17 protein-coding genes are annotated in these 16,820 nt (G+C 45.2%); 10 read left to right on the top strand and 7 right to left on the bottom strand.

Translation table 11 applies throughout. The features are described from left to right. Nucleotides 1-91 precede the first annotated feature (91 nt). The 5 genes from cobA to cysC all read left to right on the top strand — a co-directional run bounded on the left by cobA (nt 92) and on the right by cysC (nt 5,872). Nucleotides 92-937 carry a uroporphyrinogen-III C-methyltransferase gene (gene cobA, locus KFE26_RS01355; RefSeq protein WP_212599413.1) on the top strand — a complete coding sequence of 282 codons (846 nt, stop codon included), beginning with the start codon at nt 92-94 and terminating at the stop codon, nt 935-937. A 91-nt stretch (nt 938-1,028) separates the two neighbouring features. Then, nucleotides 1,029-1,937, top strand: a complete 909-nt coding sequence (gene cysD, locus KFE26_RS01350; protein ID WP_105251586.1) for a sulfate adenylyltransferase subunit CysD — start codon at nt 1,029-1,031, stop codon at nt 1,935-1,937. Nucleotides 1,938-2,019: 82 nt separating this feature from the next. Further along, entirely contained in the window at nt 2,020-3,462 is a 1,443-nt protein-coding gene (cysN, locus tag KFE26_RS01345; protein WP_212599423.1) for a sulfate adenylyltransferase subunit CysN, read from the top strand. A gap of 3 nt (nt 3,463-3,465) precedes the next feature. Then, nucleotides 3,466-5,190 carry an SLC13 family permease gene (locus KFE26_RS01340; protein WP_212599412.1) on the top strand — a complete coding sequence of 575 codons (1,725 nt, stop codon included), beginning with the start codon at nt 3,466-3,468 and terminating at the stop codon, nt 5,188-5,190. Between the two features lie 64 nt (nt 5,191-5,254). After that, nucleotides 5,255-5,872 (top strand): adenylyl-sulfate kinase, encoded by a 618-nt coding sequence (gene cysC / locus KFE26_RS01335; RefSeq protein WP_212599411.1) that lies wholly within the window; start codon nt 5,255-5,257, stop codon nt 5,870-5,872. A gap of 105 nt (nt 5,873-5,977) precedes the next feature. On the opposite strand, the gene KFE26_RS01330 is transcribed toward cysC, so the two are convergent. Both KFE26_RS01330 and KFE26_RS01325 read right to left on the bottom strand, forming a co-directional pair. After that, entirely contained in the window at nt 5,978-6,817 is an 840-nt protein-coding gene (locus KFE26_RS01330) for a TIGR03899 family protein (protein WP_028761753.1), read from the bottom strand. A 144-nt stretch (nt 6,818-6,961) separates the two neighbouring features. Continuing rightward, entirely contained in the window at nt 6,962-8,170 is a 1,209-nt protein-coding gene (locus KFE26_RS01325; protein ID WP_212599410.1) for an MFS transporter, read from the bottom strand. A gap of 476 nt (nt 8,171-8,646) precedes the next feature. Here KFE26_RS01325 and hemG point away from each other — a divergent pair, with 476 nt between their 5' ends. Both hemG and KFE26_RS01315 read left to right on the top strand, forming a co-directional pair. Further along, nucleotides 8,647-9,168, top strand: coding sequence for a menaquinone-dependent protoporphyrinogen IX dehydrogenase (gene hemG / locus KFE26_RS01320; protein WP_212599409.1), 522 nt, complete (start codon nt 8,647-8,649; stop codon nt 9,166-9,168). 107 nt (nt 9,169-9,275) lie between these two features. Further along, nucleotides 9,276-9,803 carry a cytochrome b/b6 domain-containing protein gene (locus KFE26_RS01315; RefSeq protein WP_212599422.1) on the top strand — a complete coding sequence of 176 codons (528 nt, stop codon included), beginning with the start codon at nt 9,276-9,278 and terminating at the stop codon, nt 9,801-9,803. 106 nt (nt 9,804-9,909) lie between these two features. Here KFE26_RS01315 and KFE26_RS01310 read toward each other — a convergent pair whose 3' ends face one another. From KFE26_RS01310 to KFE26_RS01300, 3 genes are all read right to left on the bottom strand, one after another. After that, on the bottom strand, nt 9,910-10,665 hold the full coding sequence (locus KFE26_RS01310; RefSeq protein ID WP_212599408.1) for a DsbA family protein: 756 nt from the start codon (nt 10,663-10,665) through the stop codon (nt 9,910-9,912). Nucleotides 10,666-10,977: 312 nt separating this feature from the next. Then, the gene (locus tag KFE26_RS01305; RefSeq protein WP_131524261.1) at nt 10,978-11,622 is read right to left on the bottom strand and encodes a DNA-J related domain-containing protein; all 645 of its coding nucleotides are present in this window, start codon (nt 11,620-11,622) and stop codon (nt 10,978-10,980) included. A gap of 334 nt (nt 11,623-11,956) precedes the next feature. Then, on the bottom strand, nt 11,957-12,610 hold the full coding sequence (locus KFE26_RS01300) for an oxygen-insensitive NAD(P)H-dependent nitroreductase NfsB (protein ID WP_028761757.1): 654 nt from the start codon (nt 12,608-12,610) through the stop codon (nt 11,957-11,959). Between the two features lie 162 nt (nt 12,611-12,772). On the opposite strand from KFE26_RS01300, the gene KFE26_RS01295 reads away from it, so the two are divergent. From KFE26_RS01295 to KFE26_RS01285, 3 genes are all read left to right on the top strand, one after another. Next, nucleotides 12,773-13,138: a glyoxalase superfamily protein gene (locus KFE26_RS01295; protein ID WP_105251592.1), complete on the top strand. Its 366-nt coding sequence runs from the start codon at nt 12,773-12,775 to the stop codon at nt 13,136-13,138. Nucleotides 13,139-13,215: 77 nt separating this feature from the next. Beyond that, nucleotides 13,216-13,572: a DUF6547 family protein gene (locus tag KFE26_RS01290; protein ID WP_232790874.1), complete on the top strand. Its 357-nt coding sequence runs from the start codon at nt 13,216-13,218 to the stop codon at nt 13,570-13,572. A gap of 617 nt (nt 13,573-14,189) precedes the next feature. Then, nucleotides 14,190-14,927 (top strand): hypothetical protein, encoded by a 738-nt coding sequence (locus KFE26_RS01285; protein WP_106649617.1) that lies wholly within the window; start codon nt 14,190-14,192, stop codon nt 14,925-14,927. Between the two features lie 487 nt (nt 14,928-15,414). Here KFE26_RS01285 and KFE26_RS01280 read toward each other — a convergent pair whose 3' ends face one another. Together KFE26_RS01280 and KFE26_RS01275 are read right to left on the bottom strand one after the other, a co-directional pair. After that, nucleotides 15,415-16,140, bottom strand: coding sequence for an amino acid ABC transporter ATP-binding protein (locus tag KFE26_RS01280; RefSeq protein ID WP_212599407.1), 726 nt, complete (start codon nt 16,138-16,140; stop codon nt 15,415-15,417). Then, entirely contained in the window at nt 16,133-16,813 is a 681-nt protein-coding gene (locus tag KFE26_RS01275) for an amino acid ABC transporter permease (RefSeq protein WP_006082866.1), read from the bottom strand. The genes KFE26_RS01280 and KFE26_RS01275 overlap by 8 nt, the downstream gene beginning before the upstream one ends. Nucleotides 16,814-16,820: the final 7 nt, after the last annotated feature.

Below are 16,820 nucleotides of genomic sequence, written 5' to 3'. Positions count from 1 at the left end.
GCGAGCCCGGAGATGTGTATAAGAGACAGATTTTTTATGGAATATAAGACGCGCTATATTTCTACAGACTAAAGTGATCTTGGGGATTCTGATGGAAATTTTCTCTTTACCGGGCCAAGCGGCCAAAGGCAAAGTCTGGCTGGTGGGTGCAGGTCCCGGCGACGTTGAGCTATTGACGTTAAAGGCATGGCGCATCCTTAAAACTGCTGATGCAGTGCTATACGACGCTTTAGTCAGCCAAGATATCCTCGATCTTATTCCCAAAGACGCTGAGAAGATTGCCGTAGGTAAACGTGCGGGCAAGCATAGCGCCGCACAGGACGAGATTAATCAGTTACTCGTCACTAAAGCCTACACTCGTAAAAATGTGGTGCGCCTTAAAGGTGGCGATCCTTTTATTTTCGGTCGCGGGGGTGAAGAGTTACAAACCTTAGTTGAAGCAGGGGTTGAGTTTGAAGTCGTTCCCGGCATTACTGCTGCCAGCGGCACGTCAGCCTATGCGGGAATTCCCCTAACCCACAGAGACCATGCCCAAGGCGTCACTTTTATCACTGGCCATTGTCAGTTAGAGAGTCGCCCTATGGATTGGCAAGGTTATGCTAATCCTAACAATACCTTAGTCGTGTATATGGGGATTCTGAACGCAGGCATTATTCGCCAAGGTTTAGTCGATGCGGGCCGAAGCCCTGAAACACCCGTGGCGATAGTGTCAAAGGCAACCACTAAAGAGCAACGTCGTTTTATCGGCCGTTTAGGTGAGCTTGAACAGCTTGCCGCCGATCCAGAATTACAAATGCCAGCTTTGATGATCATAGGTGAAGTCGTCACGCTGAGTGACACCTTGCATTGGTTCAAACCTGAAGCGATTGAATCGACTCAGATCAGTGATGAACAGACTCAATCGGTTAGAGTCTCGGCCGTCGCGTCGATAAACTAAACCGCAAACAGTTAAAGCTATTAAGCAGTTAAACATATTAAGCTAATCCATGCTGTGGTAACACGGCGAATTTAAGGTAACGGAGAATAGTATGGCCGGGCGTGAACTAAGCCACTTACAACAACTGGAAGCTGAGAGCATTCAGATCATTCGTGAAGTTGCAGCCGAATTCGATAATCCTGTGATGTTGTATTCCATCGGGAAAGATTCTTCCGTTATGTTGCACTTAGCGCGTAAAGCCTTTTATCCAGGCAAGATCCCATTCCCGCTGCTGCATGTCGATACAGGTTGGAAATTCAAAGAGATGATCGCGTTCCGTGATGCGCAGGCAAAGAAATTTGGCTTCGAGTTACTGACACACATTAACCCAGAAGGGTTGGCGCAGGGGATTAACCCCTTCGACCATGGCAGTGCGAAACACACTGACATCATGAAAACTCAAGGATTAAAGCAAGCACTTAACCAATATGGTTTCGATGCGGCTTTCGGTGGGGCTCGCCGCGATGAAGAAAAATCCCGCGCCAAAGAGCGCGTGTATTCCTTCCGCGACCGTCACCACAGATGGGACCCTAAAAACCAACGTCCAGAATTATGGCGCACCTATAACGGCGCAGTGAACAAGGGCGAAAGTATTCGCGTGTTCCCATTATCTAACTGGACTGAGCTGGATATTTGGCAATATATTTATCAAGAAAACATTGAGTTAGTGCCTTTGTACTTTGCTGCTAAACGTAAAGTGGTTGAGCGCGGTGGTCAGTTAATCATGGCCGATGACGAGCGGATGAAGTTAGCCGAGGGCGAGCAGATTAAAGAAGAAGTGGTGCGTTTTAGAACCTTAGGTTGCTACCCACTCACGGCCGCCATGTATTCTGAGGCCGACAGTCTAGAAAAGATTATTGAAGAAATGCTGTTAACCCGTTCGAGCGAACGTCAGGGCCGATTGATCGACTCAGATCAAAGTGCCTCTATGGAGCAGAAGAAGCGTCAAGGCTACTTCTAATCTCTACAGGGTTAATCCTATTTCGCGAAGGTGGCGCTAATCAGCGCGACCTTCAGCCAAGCAGATCAAGAGTGAGAATATGATGGACAAAGCGGTCAATAAAACCAATCTCATGGCGGCAGAAATTACCCTCCATGGTGTGAAAGAATATCTAGCACTGCAGCAGCACAAGGGCTTACTGCGCTTTTTAACCTGTGGCAGTGTCGACGATGGTAAAAGTACCTTAATCGGCCGTCTGTTACACGACAGCGCCCAGATCTATGAAGATCAATTAGCTAGCCTCAAGAGCGACAGCGCCAAGATGGGCACCACAGGTGAAGCAATTGACTTAGCCTTACTGGTGGATGGCCTACAAGCTGAGCGCGAGCAGGGCATCACTATCGATGTGGCTTATCGTTATTTTTCAAGTGATAAGCGCAAGTTCATCATCGCCGATACGCCAGGGCATGAGCAGTACACTCGCAACATGGCAACGGGTGCATCAACCTGTGATTTAGCGGTGATTTTAGTCGATGCCCGCTACGGCGTGCAGACTCAGACTAAGCGCCATGCGTTTATCGCGTCATTACTCGGTATTCGTCACTTTGTTGTTGCTGTGAATAAGATGGATTTGCTCGGGTTTGACGAGCAAGTATTCAACCGTATTCGTGCCGATTTTACGGATTTTGTTAAAGATTTCGGTAATCTCGATATCCACTTTGTGCCGTTATCGGCGCTTAATGGTGACAACGTGGTTGAGCGCAGCACCCAAAGCCCTTGGTATCAAGGCGGTACTCTGCTTGAACTGCTAGAAACCATTGATACTCAACGTGAACTCAGCTCATTGCCAGTGCGTTTTCCGGTACAATATGTGTCGCGCCCTCACTTAGATTTTCGCGGTTTTGCAGGCACGTTAGCCTCTGGCATCATTAATGTCGGCGACGAGTTAGTCGCTTTGCCATCGGGCAAACGCAGCAAGGTTGAACGTATTGTGACCTTCGATGGCGACATACAAGAAGCGGTTGCTGGCCAAGCTGTGACTATCACGCTGGAAGATGAAATTGATATTTCCCGTGGCGATTTACTGGCAAAACCCGATTCTGCGCCAGCCGTTGCTAACGTGATCAGCGCTGATATAGTGTGGATGGATGAAAAGCCATTACAACTCGGTCAGTTATACGACATCAAAGTGGCCGGTAAGAAGACGCAAGCCTCTGTGACTGCTATCGATTATGTGGTTGACGTTAATACCTTAGCGCGCAGTGCGACGGACACTCTTGGGTTAAACGCGATTGCGCGTGTGACCTTAGAGCTGACCGAAAACATAGTGTTTGATGCATATTCGTTAGTACGCGATACCGGCGGAATGATCTTAATCGACCGCCTGAGTAATGCGACGGTTGCCGCGGTTATGGTGGTGTCGGGTCAACATGTTAACAAGCAAACAGTGTCACAATTTAGTGCCTTTGAAGTCGAGTTTAATGCCTTAGTGCGTAAACACTTCCCCCATTGGCAAGCGATAGATATCACTAAGCTTGGAGCTTAATTTGTGAGTGACTTGTGGCTATTAGCGATTATTTTGATAGGGCTTGTGGCTGGCTTAATTAGCGGCCGTATCAATCCAGCGGTATTGTTTTTATTTGCATTTTTGCTCTGTTATTTGCTTGGCATGGTTGCGCTCGATACCGCATTAACAAGCTTTACAAATATTGGCTTAGTCACACTCGTCCTGTTGGTGTTGGCCGCGACGGCGTTAGAAAAAACCTCCCTGCTGGGTAAGTTGAGTCAAGTCATAGGCAATAGTTCTTTGCCTATGACAATGGCAAAGCTTGGGCTATCGACCGCCTTGCTGTCGTCCTTTACCAATAACACTGCGGTGGTGGCGTCGCTTATCGGTGTTGTGCGTCGCAATCAAGCACACGCACCCGCTAAGTTATTATTGCCGTTAAATTATGCGGCAATTTTAGGTGGCACACTGACCCTGATTGGTACCTCGACCAACTTGATTGTGAACTCCTTTGTAGAAAACGCCGGCTTACCCGCCTTAGGCTTCTTCGAGTTTACGCCAGTTGCAGTGGTGATCGTTGTCGCGGGTATATTGTTACTGACCTTACTGGCGAACATTCTGCCCGACAGACGGGAAGAATCAGGTGAAGAAGCGCTGCCATATTTGCTCGAAGCCCATGTGGCGAAAGGTTCGTCCTTGGTCGGTCGCAGTGTGGTGGATAACAAACTTAGGGCACTAAAAAAGTTATATCTGGTTGAATTAGAACGCAGTGGCATTTGTATTTGCCCTGTGCCGCCCCAGTTAGTGTTGCAAGCGGACGATGTGCTGCGCTTTAGTGGCGCGGTGGAATCGGTTGAGTTATTGCACCAATTCGATGGTTTAGATTGGTTTGGTAAGCATCAAGCTAAGGGGCAAAATTTAGTTGAAGCTGTGCTCGCGCCATCATCCCGTTTAGTCGGCAGTTCGTTGAAAGCATCACGTTTTCGTGAGCAATTCGATGCGGCCGTGATGGCAATCCGCCGCGGCAATCATCCGCTGAAGGGCGGGCTTGGCGACATTATTCTGCAACCCGGCGATGTGTTGTTATTGACGCCCGGCGATGGTTTTAGCAATAGCGCAAAATTAAGTTCAGAATTTGCGGCGATTAGCGGCTTAGATTTGAATGTGCGGTTAGACAGTCGCCGTGGTCGTTGGGTATTGCTCGGCTTTGCGGCAACGATCATCCTAAGTGTCACTGGCATATTACCCTTGGCTAAAGGTTTAGTGATATTGCTGCTCAGTTATTTTGCCATAGGCGCAGTCACGCTGGCTGAGCTTAAACGCCGTTTCCCATTGGAATTAGTGGTGATCGTGGGGAGTGCATTAGGGCTTGCCAACTTGATGATGAGTACAGGCCTTGCGAACAGTTTAGCCCAAGGATTACTCTCAGTTATTAACGGTTATGGGGTATTTGGCGCTTTTGTCGGCGTGTATTTAATGACTTTATTGCTGACTGAACTGGTGACCAATAACGCAGCGGCGGCGCTGGCGTTCCCTATCGCTTACGCGATTGCGCTTAATTACGGTGTCGATGCAAGGCCCTTTATTATGGCCGTTGTCTTTGGTGCCAGCGCGAGCTTTATTTCACCCTACGGCTATCAGACCAATTTGATGGTATTTAATGCGGGTAATTATCGCTTCAGTGACTTTGTCCGCCTTGGATTGCCGTTATCTGTGCTGTATTCCCTGATAGTGATATTTATGGTGCCGATCATCTTTCCATTTTAGTGATTAGCTTGAGTTTATTGCCCTTATGTTAGCGGTTAGTCAACATGGGGATTGAGGAGTTTTTATGACAAATATCGTGTGGCATCAACATCCTGTAGACCAAGCCGCCAGAGCCGAGCAGAAAGGCCAAAATCCAGTATTACTTTGGTTTACCGGACTTTCTGGCGCGGGCAAGTCAACACTGGCGGGTGCATTAGAGCGGGCGTTATTTGAGGCGGGATTCCACACTTATTTGCTCGATGGCGATAATGTGCGCCATGGCCTGTGTAAAGATTTAGGGTTTACGGTTGAAGACCGTGATGAGAACCTGCGTCGTGTGGGCGAAGTGGCTAAATTAATGGTGGATGCGGGGCTTGTGGTGTTGTCAGCATTTATATCACCGACCCGTGAAGAACGTGATGGTATTCGTGCCCGTTTTCCTGCGGGGCAGTTTATTGAAGTGCATGTAGCTACGCCTTTGAGCGTGTGCGAGCAGCGTGACCCTAAGGGGTTATATGTGAAAGCGCGCAGTGGCGAAATTAGAAATTTCACTGGTATTTCATCACCTTATGAAGCGCCATTAGCCGCCGAGTTAACCATAGATACCAGCAAAGGCGATTTAGTGACTCAAGTGCGTGCATTAATCGATTATTTAACGGCGATCAATGTCATCAATGCCGATAAGGCAAAAGCGCTAGCTTAACATTTAGCCCTTATCTTGCTTAAAAGGAGCTTTTAGGCTCCTTTGTTATTTCTGGGTTTTACTGCTTATACCATTGACTCATAATCTATTTTTATGGCGTGATCATTATTCTATTTTAAAGTCTTTAGCAAACAAGAGCTGTAGAGCCTTCAAGTATTCTTGATCTGGCTTAGGCTGTACTAGTTGGGCGAGTTCATCACCAATCGGTGTTAAGCGATAATAACTAAAAAGCAGATTACCGCTCTTGGGCGTAAGCTTCATTTGTATGCCTTGCAGGGCAAATTGAATCGGTGTTTTGTTATTGAGTAGGCCGGTTTCGAACTCACTGCTGTGAAGTATTCCCGCATCGACTAAGGTCAGAATACTGGAATAGGGTAGCCCAAACTGGGATAAGCCTAAATTGACTGAGGTGGTTTTACGGAAATACTGGCCAATCCCACCTGACAAGCGGTAGCCACTGATGAGTTTTAGGCGCTGCTCGTTATTTACCTTCGCCGCCATGCCAAGGGCTTTTTCAAGAATTTGTGCTTCCCTGTGAGTCAGTTGCTTGAGCAGCGCTAGGGTACGTAGACTGAAGTTGCCCGGATTGACTATCTCGCTCGACAATATCCGAGCCCACAAATCTTGCATCTTACGGTTATGGATTTGTTCCGCCATCAAGAAAAATTGATGGCTCCAATCGGGATCAAGATCGACCCCAGTGACATCAGAGTGGGTATAACTGAGGGCTAAGGCAAAAATGGTTTCCACATTGGCCTGATATTCGCTCGATAACTTGCGTGCTCTATGTTGAGCTCGCTCGGCTATTGAGGCGTTCGCAGGGCGATATTCTTGCTCACTGGCGAGCCCTAATTGGCGACCAAGTAGCAGGGCTTTTTTGCGAGCGGATACCTCGGATGCTGACTCGCCTTCTTCTGCCAACAGTAAAATATCTGAATCCTTCATCGCGTTATTAATCCTTGAGCCTGCACTGTGGTTGAGGTGAGGGTTTAGTGAACTCTTACATTCGGTTGTAGCTTACTTTAGATGATCATCTCTTTAGTTTGAGCATCTCGTTAAGCCAATTCTTTGGTTCGTTATTATGCCGTTTTATTTAACGACTTTAGCGATTGATTTCGCACTTTTAGTTGGCCAAGACCATAAGGTTTCATTACCCGGTTCAGGATGGCGCGGAACATTCAGCGCTAGTATTAACGAACATACGGCAAAGCTAGCCCCTATGTAAAATACAAAGGCGGGATCGGTTAACCATAATAAGCCCAAAAGTACAGGAATAATCACAGCCGCTATGTGGTTTATGGTGAAACTGACCGACATAGTGGCAGCAATATCTTTGCTGTCGGCGATTTTTTGAAAATAGGTTTTCATCGCAATTGCCATCGCAAACAGTAAATGATCGATGACGTAGAGTGCTGCCGCCATATGGGCTTGTTCGACTAGGGCATAGCTGATAAAGACTAAGATGAGTCCAATATATTCCACAGTAAGCGCATTACGCTCACCAATACGTCCAATCAAACGACCAATTGCAGGCGCAAACAGTAGATTAACGGCATAGTTGATTAAGAACAGCGCAGTGATTTCACTGACGCTATAACCAAACTTTTCAACCATCATAAAGCCCGCAAATACCATAAAGATTTGCCGCCTCGCACCTGAAAAAAAGGTGAGCAGGTAATAGAGCCAATAGCGTTTACGCAGTATGATTTTTTTGTGTTGTATTTCCGTTGTCTCAAACTTGGGGTAATACCATGTTATGGTTAGCACAATGATGAGACCTAATACGCCTATAATCAAATACATATGCAGGTAGTCTAGCTTCAACCAAGTCATTACTAGCCAAATGCTGGCATAACCGACTAAAGCGGCCGCCGAACGCCACGCCAGTGCTTTCCCCATAAATCCCGCCGCGTCTTTTTTGTCGACCCATTGCAGCGTTAGCGATTGGTTGATGGTTTCAAAATAGTGAAACCCGACAGACATCAGCACAGTCGTTAGATACAGGCCTATGACCTGAGGAAAGAAACCTGTTACCGCTACGCCGATACATAAAATGGCGAGCGAGAGCAGGGCGAAGGCTTGTTCTCGAATGAGCAGCAGCACAAAAATCGCCGTAAAAGCCAAGAAGCCGGGGATTTCGCGCAGGCTTTGTAACATGCCGATTTCAGCCCCAGTGAATTGGGCTTTCTCAATCACGAAGTTGTTGAGTAATGCCTGCCAAACGGCAAACACGAGCGACATAACAAAGGTTATCCACAGCAAGAGTGCTTTAGGATCTTTTGCTTGAATAGCTTTCATGGATAAGGGACTCAGGCGATAAGTGTTCAAATGCTAATGCTTTTTTCTTAGGTTGGCTATATAAGGTGTGACTTATCCCTTTCAATTTTGTAACAATGTTTAGGCGAATTAACTCTCTAGGTTACAAAGACGCTAAAGCGAGAATATACCTAAGGCGTTATTTTTGTGAGGCAGTTAAAACTACCGCATATACTTGGGGTGTTTGGCGCTAAGCCCGTGATCTATTTCATGTAAATTGGCGGGTAAATCACCTAGTATGAAATATCTTAATTGTCATTTTACTTTTGCATACCAAGTTAAATTCCACTGGAATGCCAATGACTCTGGGTGTCCATTGCTACTTTTAGCGCATTTAGTCTGAGCGTTGTGATGTCATTTGATATGACGAACGGGCATAGAGAGTCGAAATTAAGTCGCCTGCACCGTCTTTTCTAGGCCGCTTATTGTTATTTTGCTTGGGATTAATCGAGGCTAAATTGAAAAGAATTCTTATCATTTACTCTAGTGTTCACGGCCAGACCCAAAAGATTGCTAAAAAGCTCGCACAGCAGTTAACGGCTTTGGGGAATGAAGTGGTTACTGCCGATATCAAGGCCGCTCCAGTGCTCACTGAGTTCGACAAAATCATCATAGGCGCCAGTATTCGCCATGGTAAACATAACCCAAGTTTGTACGAGTTTATTGAAAAGCATCAAGCCGTATTGACGGATAAGGTCAGTGGTTTTTTCTCTGTCAGCTTAGTGGCACGTAAACCCGAGAAAAACACCCCAGAGACCAATCCTTACATGCAGGCATTTTTAAGTAAAACCACTTGGCGGCCACAATTGCTGCGCGTTTTTGGGGGTAACTTGAATTACCAAGGCTATAACGCTTTAGATAGAAATATTATCCGTTTCATCATGTGGTTAACGAAAGGACCTACGGACCCTGTTACCAATGTTGAATACACGGATTGGCAGAAAGTGACTGAGTTTGGTGAGCAGATCCACAACGCTTAAGCTTGATATCAAATTTCGGTGCTTCATTTAGCCCTATTCTATTCGCGCCCTGAAAGCGGTATGTATGCCTTAGTCACAAGGGCAAAGGAGCATTAAATATGAGCAGTATGATGACTAAACTTCGCTCCTTATGCCGAGTCATTATGGCGCAACTGCATGTTTGGATTGTCGTGTCGACGAGCCTGCTCGTGTGTGCCAGTCCGTGGATTTTTATGGGCCGACGGATACCCGACAACGCCAGTTTTTGGGATTATTTGCATGTATATTTAGGTTTAGCGTGCACTGTGCTTGGGATTCTTTTTTTACTCAGCAATACCCTGCATGGCAAGTGGCACCAATACTTTGGCTGGTTGGCGGGCGATTGGGCACAGTTAAAGCAAGATGTTGTTGGACTTGCTAAAGGCAAATTCCCCGTCGCTGGTGGTAAAGGGCTGTTTAGTGCCATAGAAGGTATTGGCATGCTGTTGCTGGTGGCTACAGGGGTTACGGGCCTAGTTTGGTTTGTTGTTCAAGGGACGCCAACAGCACTGGCATGGCGTGGTTATCATCAAGTCTTTGCGCAGGCTTTTATTGGTTTCTTGGTCCTACATCTCGTCTTGGCTGCGAGCCATATTCTTGATTTTATTCGGCAATAAACTGCAGAACCCATATTGAGCGCTTATATCGATAGCTTGGATTGAACACGCATAAAAATGGCCTCCTAATTTTGAGGCCATTTTTTATTTCAACGATTGTTTTAAATTAGCTAAGACGTTGCTGACGGGTCACACCAATTGCGGCGGCGAAGACTAGAAATAACCAGCCTAGACTGCCACCCGATGAGGTTTTAGCGGGGGCGGCATCTTTCTCAACAGCAAGGTAGTTAATTAACCCAATTAACTCATCTAAGGTTTTGATGCTGTTTAAATTTACCGCATATTTATCGTTCACGATAAAGGCGGGTACGCTGTCGATTTTGAATTCATTCTGCTGGGTGCGCCACAGGGAAAGCTTTTCATTAGTGCTTTTGCTATCGGCTAATTCATCGTATTTAGCAGCATCGACACCAAATTGGGCGAAGACTTTTTTGATGTCATCACGGCTGTTAATTTGCGGCTCGTGCTGATGGCCAGGTGCATTATGATCGTGGCCGTTTGCGCCCTCTGCACCTTGGATTGCGGTAAACATGGCATGGGTTAAGGCGTCTTTGTTATCAACGCTTTGGATCACGGCTAATGAACGCATCACTTCGGTGCCAATGTCGCTATTCATAAAGTCGACATGCTTATTGTCGAAACTTATCTGTTTGTTGAGGTTTGCCTTGATATCAGGCAAATAGTTGGTTTCCATATTGAAGCAGTTATGGCAATAAAATGAATAGAATTCAGTGAGTTTTGGTACGCTGCTAGGCGCTTTGGTCGAGATTTGAGTGTAATGTGTGCCTTCTACAAAATTGGCGGCAAAGGTGCTCAATGGTGCAATCGCTAAGGTTACAGCCAAGGCTAATTGTTTAATCATAGTTTCCTCAAATTCGGTGGGATTGAATTCACAATGTCAGTCGTTGTTATCGTTGACATTCAACGGTCAACATAAGAGATAGAGTGAGCTTCAACCTAGGAGTTAAGCTAGCCAAAATGCCAGCGTTGACACATAGGTTCAGGTTAAATGGAAAGGCTTAATTATGACTGAATTGGCATGAAGCTAGTAGGCTAAATCTGTGATCTCAATGGAAGTTTTACCTTAGATTTGGCAGGACTGTAGGCAGGATCGCATCGCTAAGTTGGTGCATGTTGATTAAAGCTCAGTTCTGCATCACCACTGGCTAAATTCTTACGCAATATCCCTAAGCGACTGCCAAGCTTCGCACACCTCGCGAAAACGCGCCGCATCGCCATCGGGCCTGTCTGGGTGCCATTTGAGCGCTAAACGACGCCATTGCTTGCGGATATCACGGGCGGTAGCACTCTCGTCTAATTCGAAAACTCGCAGCGCGTTACCTTTGTTCATCAGATTGATATTTAAGCCAATATAGCTCTTATAATTGCTCCAGAATGCCTCAAGTAATTCTCGTACTACGTTTTCGCTGGTGTCGTAGTTATTCCAATCGAGGTAATACTCACGCAGGGAAGTATCTTGCATTATCAGCAGGTTAACGTTTGATGGTACTAAGCGGAAGATTTGAATTTCCATGGCTTTGACTTGTAGCCATTGCTTGGGCAGTAATATTTCCTGCAGTTCAAACAGGGCATTCATCAGTAGGAAGTTACGTTTGAATAAATCGTTACCCGGATTTTCATCAAGCTGGTGGATCAGCCCTTGGGTTTGTAATTCAGTGGCTAAGTGATGGATTTTCCAACTTTGATTTGAGGCTTGTAAAACCGTAAGCAACGGCCAAATCAGTGGGTTATCGCCCTTAGTGTTTGCAACTCGAATCGATTGAGATTCTTCAGTGAGTGAGGGTTTGGCAAATAACATACTGACTGTCCCATCCTAAATTGTGAGTGTTACCAATGCGCCGATAAAACCGCTGGGCTGCAACAAAGATGACTCGAAAGGCGACGATAAATGATCATTCACTAAGTTGAGCCGCAAACTATGCCACAGAGCCAAAGTGTAGGCAAAGATGAATTTTAGAGCAATACCGTGATGGTTGACTCCTACTTTAGATGGTTTCTCGGCGTAAATAAGCCGTTAACAGCAGTGAGGTTTTAGGGAAAGGTAGTTAAGAGAGGGCTAGTTTTAGACATGATGCCCTTGTTTATATCACATAAAATCAAGGGCATGCTTATTTTTTACATAGAGTGAAGGACTAGATTTCGGTGAAGATCACTTCTTGATCTAAGCGAGACTTAGGTAATTTAGCGTTGAAATCATTTTCTGAGTGATAACCTAATGCAACAACCACGCAGGCACATAGACCTTGCTCTCTTAAGCCTAGGACTTGATTCATTTTAGTGGCATCAAAACCTTCGATCGGACACGCATCAATATCTAATACACTTGCACCGAGCATTAAAGTGCCAAGCGCTAAGTAGACTTGTTTTTCCATCCAATGCTGGGCATCTTTCAGCTCAAATTTATGCATATTAGCGAAGAAAGAACGGCCATTATGTTGGCCTTGCTTGGCTTCTTCATTAGCAAAGCGGCCATCCTTCGCTTCTTGCTCGAGCACTTGCAGTAAGTGTGCTTCATCTAATTGAGCACGAGCACAGAGTACGAGTACATGGGAAGCATCGAGAATTTTTTGGGTATTAAACGCATAGTTTTCGGTCGCTTGGGCAACTAACGCTTTACCTTCCGCCGTACTCGCTAACACAAAATGCCAAGGCTGTGAGTTAGTCGATGATGGGCTGTACTGCAATAAGGTTTTGATTTCTGCTATTTTATCCGCAGGAATCGTCTTAGTTGGATCAAAGGCCTTAGTGGTGTAGCGCTTTTTGGCGAAGAAACTTAAATCACTCATGTAACGGCTCCAAATCATTAAGGAATACAAATTCAATGGCAGCATTTTAAGCAGGTTTAAGTAAAAAACAATGTGATCAAGGCAGGTATTAGTTTCAAAAAAAATTTGAAACTGGGTGCTTATGCGCACTAGACAAAGCTTATGTGTGATGGAGTAGATGGCATGAAGTTTCAGACAATCCCAATTATGCGGATCTTTGATGAAGATAAAGCCAAAGAGTTTTATCTTGGCTTTCTGGGTATGGAATTAGATTGGGAACATCGCTTTGAGGATGGCTACCCGATTTATATACAAGTTTCACTTGGTAATTTTGTTTTGCACTTGAGCGAACATTCAGGCGACTGTACTCCTGGCTGTAAGGTTTTTGTGAATGTGAGTGAACTTGATCAATTATTTGCTCATGTGACTTCTAAGCCATATAAATACAACAAACCTAGTATTGAAGATGCGCCTTGGGGCGATCGTTGCTTTACTGTAACAGATCCGTTTTCAAACAGGATTTTGTTTAATGAAGCAGCAGACACATAACAGAGTGAGGCATTCGAGGCCTGCGGCATTCACAAGTTTACGCGCATGGGCACTGCGTTATGCTTTCAGGAGAAAAAATGAGTTCAGTTGAATTGTGGAAATGCTTTGTTGACGAGTTTGCTCAGTTACATGATGGAGTATTTGAAAAATGGGTCTTGCAAGAAGGGAGCTATCCAAACAGGCAGGAAAATTCAGAAATAAATGAGTTCTTAAAGTCACTAACTGTCCAGCAAAGAGAGATTCTCGTCAAGATGCTTATTAATGCTAGACGTGGTGGTATTCATGATGCCTTAGTACGACTTAATGACAGAATGGACTGCGAAAATGGTCAGTATTACGAAAACGGCATTGAGATGGAATTTCAGCCCTTTGGTTCCACCCTTTACTATGACTATGTTTGTCGCCGAGAAGGGGATAATTGGGAGCAAGAATAGGTATTATCGGAATATCTTGCTTCCAGTGATCAATCTGCATATAGCCTAGCACACAGCTGAATGATTTCAGTTACTTAACAAAGTCATCGCTGGTTGAAGGCAAGCCAAAAGTGCATTATGTTGTTGGTTTAAAATGGATGGCTTGATTTATTATTCGCTAACGCGGATCCGCTTATACCCAACGTTATGTGTAGGGGAATCTTAATGATCGAAAGACCCAAAGTAATAAACCTCACAGAAGCCAGAACGATTCGCAAAGTCCATTGCGGAGAGTGTAACTGGGAGCAGGAAATAGCTGCTATCACTGAAGCTGAGATAAAATGTTGCCCTTGGTGCGGCTGGAGCGATCTGGAAATAAGTACTTTAAAAGCAGAAGGTGGCTTCCAAGAAATAGAATGTCAAAAGCACGGTAGAGTTACGGTTCTACTACCTAGCTGCAATATTGATCCACTAGACTTCATGAACAACTTATTTTGTCCATTCTGTGAGTAACACATAACAATGCAAACCAGCCTGATGGCTTTTTCGTTCCTTGTTTTGCTACGCTATCGCAAAACAATCCACTACAAAGCAGCGGCTGTTTGCGGCTTATGCGTGAAGAGAGATCGGATATATAAATGGAAAAAGCATTAATAGATATTAGGTATTACGCTAGCGACTCCCTATATGAGACAGGTAAGAGTCTACCTTCGAGTTGTTCTAGCTTTTTCAAATTTCCTAAGCTGCTTCATTACTGGGGTGCTCGTATAGCCACAATACTTGGTGCAAATGGATTATCCCTCGGAGAATTCGATCACCTATATGTAAACTACACAAATGCTATTCCAGAAGGCACGATGGTTTTTTCCGATAGAACACCAGAAAAGTGGCTTAGGTATATAGACTGCGGTGTAAATTTTGAGAAATTAAAATCATTAAATGAGTCCGAACTTGAACAATTTGTAATTCGCAGTACCTTTGAGTGTCTTGAGCACCTTTGTAAGTTGAGCATAGAAAAAACCGAAAAAATCAAGCTTGCTTCAAACGAGGTGGAAAGATTTGGTTCTGCGGTCGAGCTTCCGGTTAAGGCAAAACATACTAAGTCATATTCGGTTCTGGTTTCATATAAATTGCGCCCAAATGGCGAAGCATCTCATGGGCTTGTAAAATACATTAACCACAAAACAGGTGCTACTTTCACTAAAAGGTTTGTTGATCTTAAGGGACCATCGGATATATTTCCTCTGGTAGGTACAATTTCAGTAAAAGATGGAAAAGTCCTGATCACGCCGAGGGCATCATTTAAAGCTAGCCTTTACACAAATTCATATCAGATTCCAATGGAGATTGATTTAAGTGAAGCGGCAAGCGCATAACAAGGCGCTGCTAGGGACAAATCTGCGCTGCGCTTCGGTTTGTCCTAGAGCGCGGCGTTAATCCATAGAAAATTTAATCCGAAAATCATAGATTAGAGCAAGAATTCTAACCCATTTATGTCTACTAGCTTTTTACGTATATATAGCAAAACTGGTAGTTAAAATTGGCATTGGGGCACCAGTGGCCGTTGGCGACATGGATGTCGCCGTCGAGCCTCTAAGGACATATTCACGGCGTGTCGCTGGAGACACAATGACAATAAACTCCCTGAACAGATAAACGGCTATTTAGCTTTTGTTCAATACCTATTAATTCAAAGGCATAATTTTTATGGCGTTGTGAAAGATGATTGTATCCTGACTTGTCTAATTTAGTCTTTGTCATAAACGTTGAATGTTGGGATCCTAATTTGAATCCTTCGCTCACTGCACGTACTTATAAAGGTCATGACAGTGAGCGTGAGTGACAGGACTTAAGCCGCTTAAGCTAGCGCAATACTTTGCTTAAAAACGCTTGGGTACGGGCTTCTTTCGGGTGGCTAAATAGCTCATCTGGCGGACTAGATTCGACTACATAACCACCGTCCATAAAGATCACTCGATCGGATACATCGCGCGCAAAGCCCATTTCGTGGGTGACAATGACCATGGTCATGCCCTTTAGCGCTAAATCTTTCATCACGTCTAATACATCACCGACCATTTCAGGATCGAGTGCCGATGTTGGCTCATCGAACAGCATCAAGTCTGGTTCCATGGCCAATGCGCGGGCAATGGCGACCCTTTGCTTTTGGCCGCCTGATAAACTGGCGGGGTAGGCATTGGCTTTGTCACTTAAACCAACCTGTGCCAGTAGGTCGAGGGCTTTGGTCTCGGCTTGATCTGGCGTCATTAGTTTTAGACTAATGGGCGCTAAGGTGATGTTTTGGATGACGGTTTTATGGGGGAACAGGTTAAAGTTTTGAAACACCATGCCCACTTTTTGCCGCAGTTTATCTACGCAGGCGTTTGGCGCTGTGATCAATTGACCTTCAATCTCGATATCGCCTTGGCTTGGCTGCTCTAACAGATTGATACAGCGCAAAAAGGTACTCTTGCCACTGCCGCTTGGGCCGATCACACTCACCACTTCGCCCTGACGAATATGCTCGCTAATGCCCTTGAGCACTTGGTTATCGCCGAAGTTTTTATGCAGGTTGGTTATTTTAATCACTTTGTTTCAACCTCTTTTCAAATTTCGACAGCACAAATGTGAAGCTGTAGGTCAGGAATAGGTAAATAAGGGCGCAGGTAAATAAGGGCACACTGTCCTCGAAGGTACGGCTACGGATGATTTCACCGGCGCGCATAAGGTCAACGCCGCCGATAAAGCCAATGACGGCGGTTTCCTTGAGGAGCACGATAAATTCATTACCAAGTGCGGGCAGAATATTCTTAATCGCTTGGGGCAGAATAATCGATTTCATGGTCATTGCTTGGGACAAGCCAAGTGAACGTGCCGCTTCGGTTTGTCCTTTATCAACGGCTTGAATTCCCGCGCGGATTATCTCAGAAATATACGCGCCGCTATTGAGACCAAAAGCGATAATGGCGGCAGTGATTTTATCGACATCTAAGGCTGAAAGCACGATGAAGTAAAGGATCACTAATTGCACAACTACTGGGGTGCCACGGATCACACCGACATAAAGATTGGCGGGGAAGCGGATATACCACTTAGACGACATCTTCATAAAGGTAGTGCCAATGCCTAACACTGCGCCTAATAACATGGCGAAGAAAGTGACGATTAATGTCACTTTCAAACCATTTAATATCAGCAGTATACCTATCATGCCGTCTTCGCCAATTGGGCTGAACAGCGAGCTGTTAATTGCGTCTATCATGCAGATA

The sequence above is a fragment of the Shewanella sp. M16 genome (genome assembly GCF_018224605.1).
Lineage (GTDB): Bacteria > Pseudomonadota > Gammaproteobacteria > Enterobacterales > Shewanellaceae > Shewanella > Shewanella oncorhynchi.
This window is presented reverse-complemented; position numbering and strand designations above follow the sequence as displayed.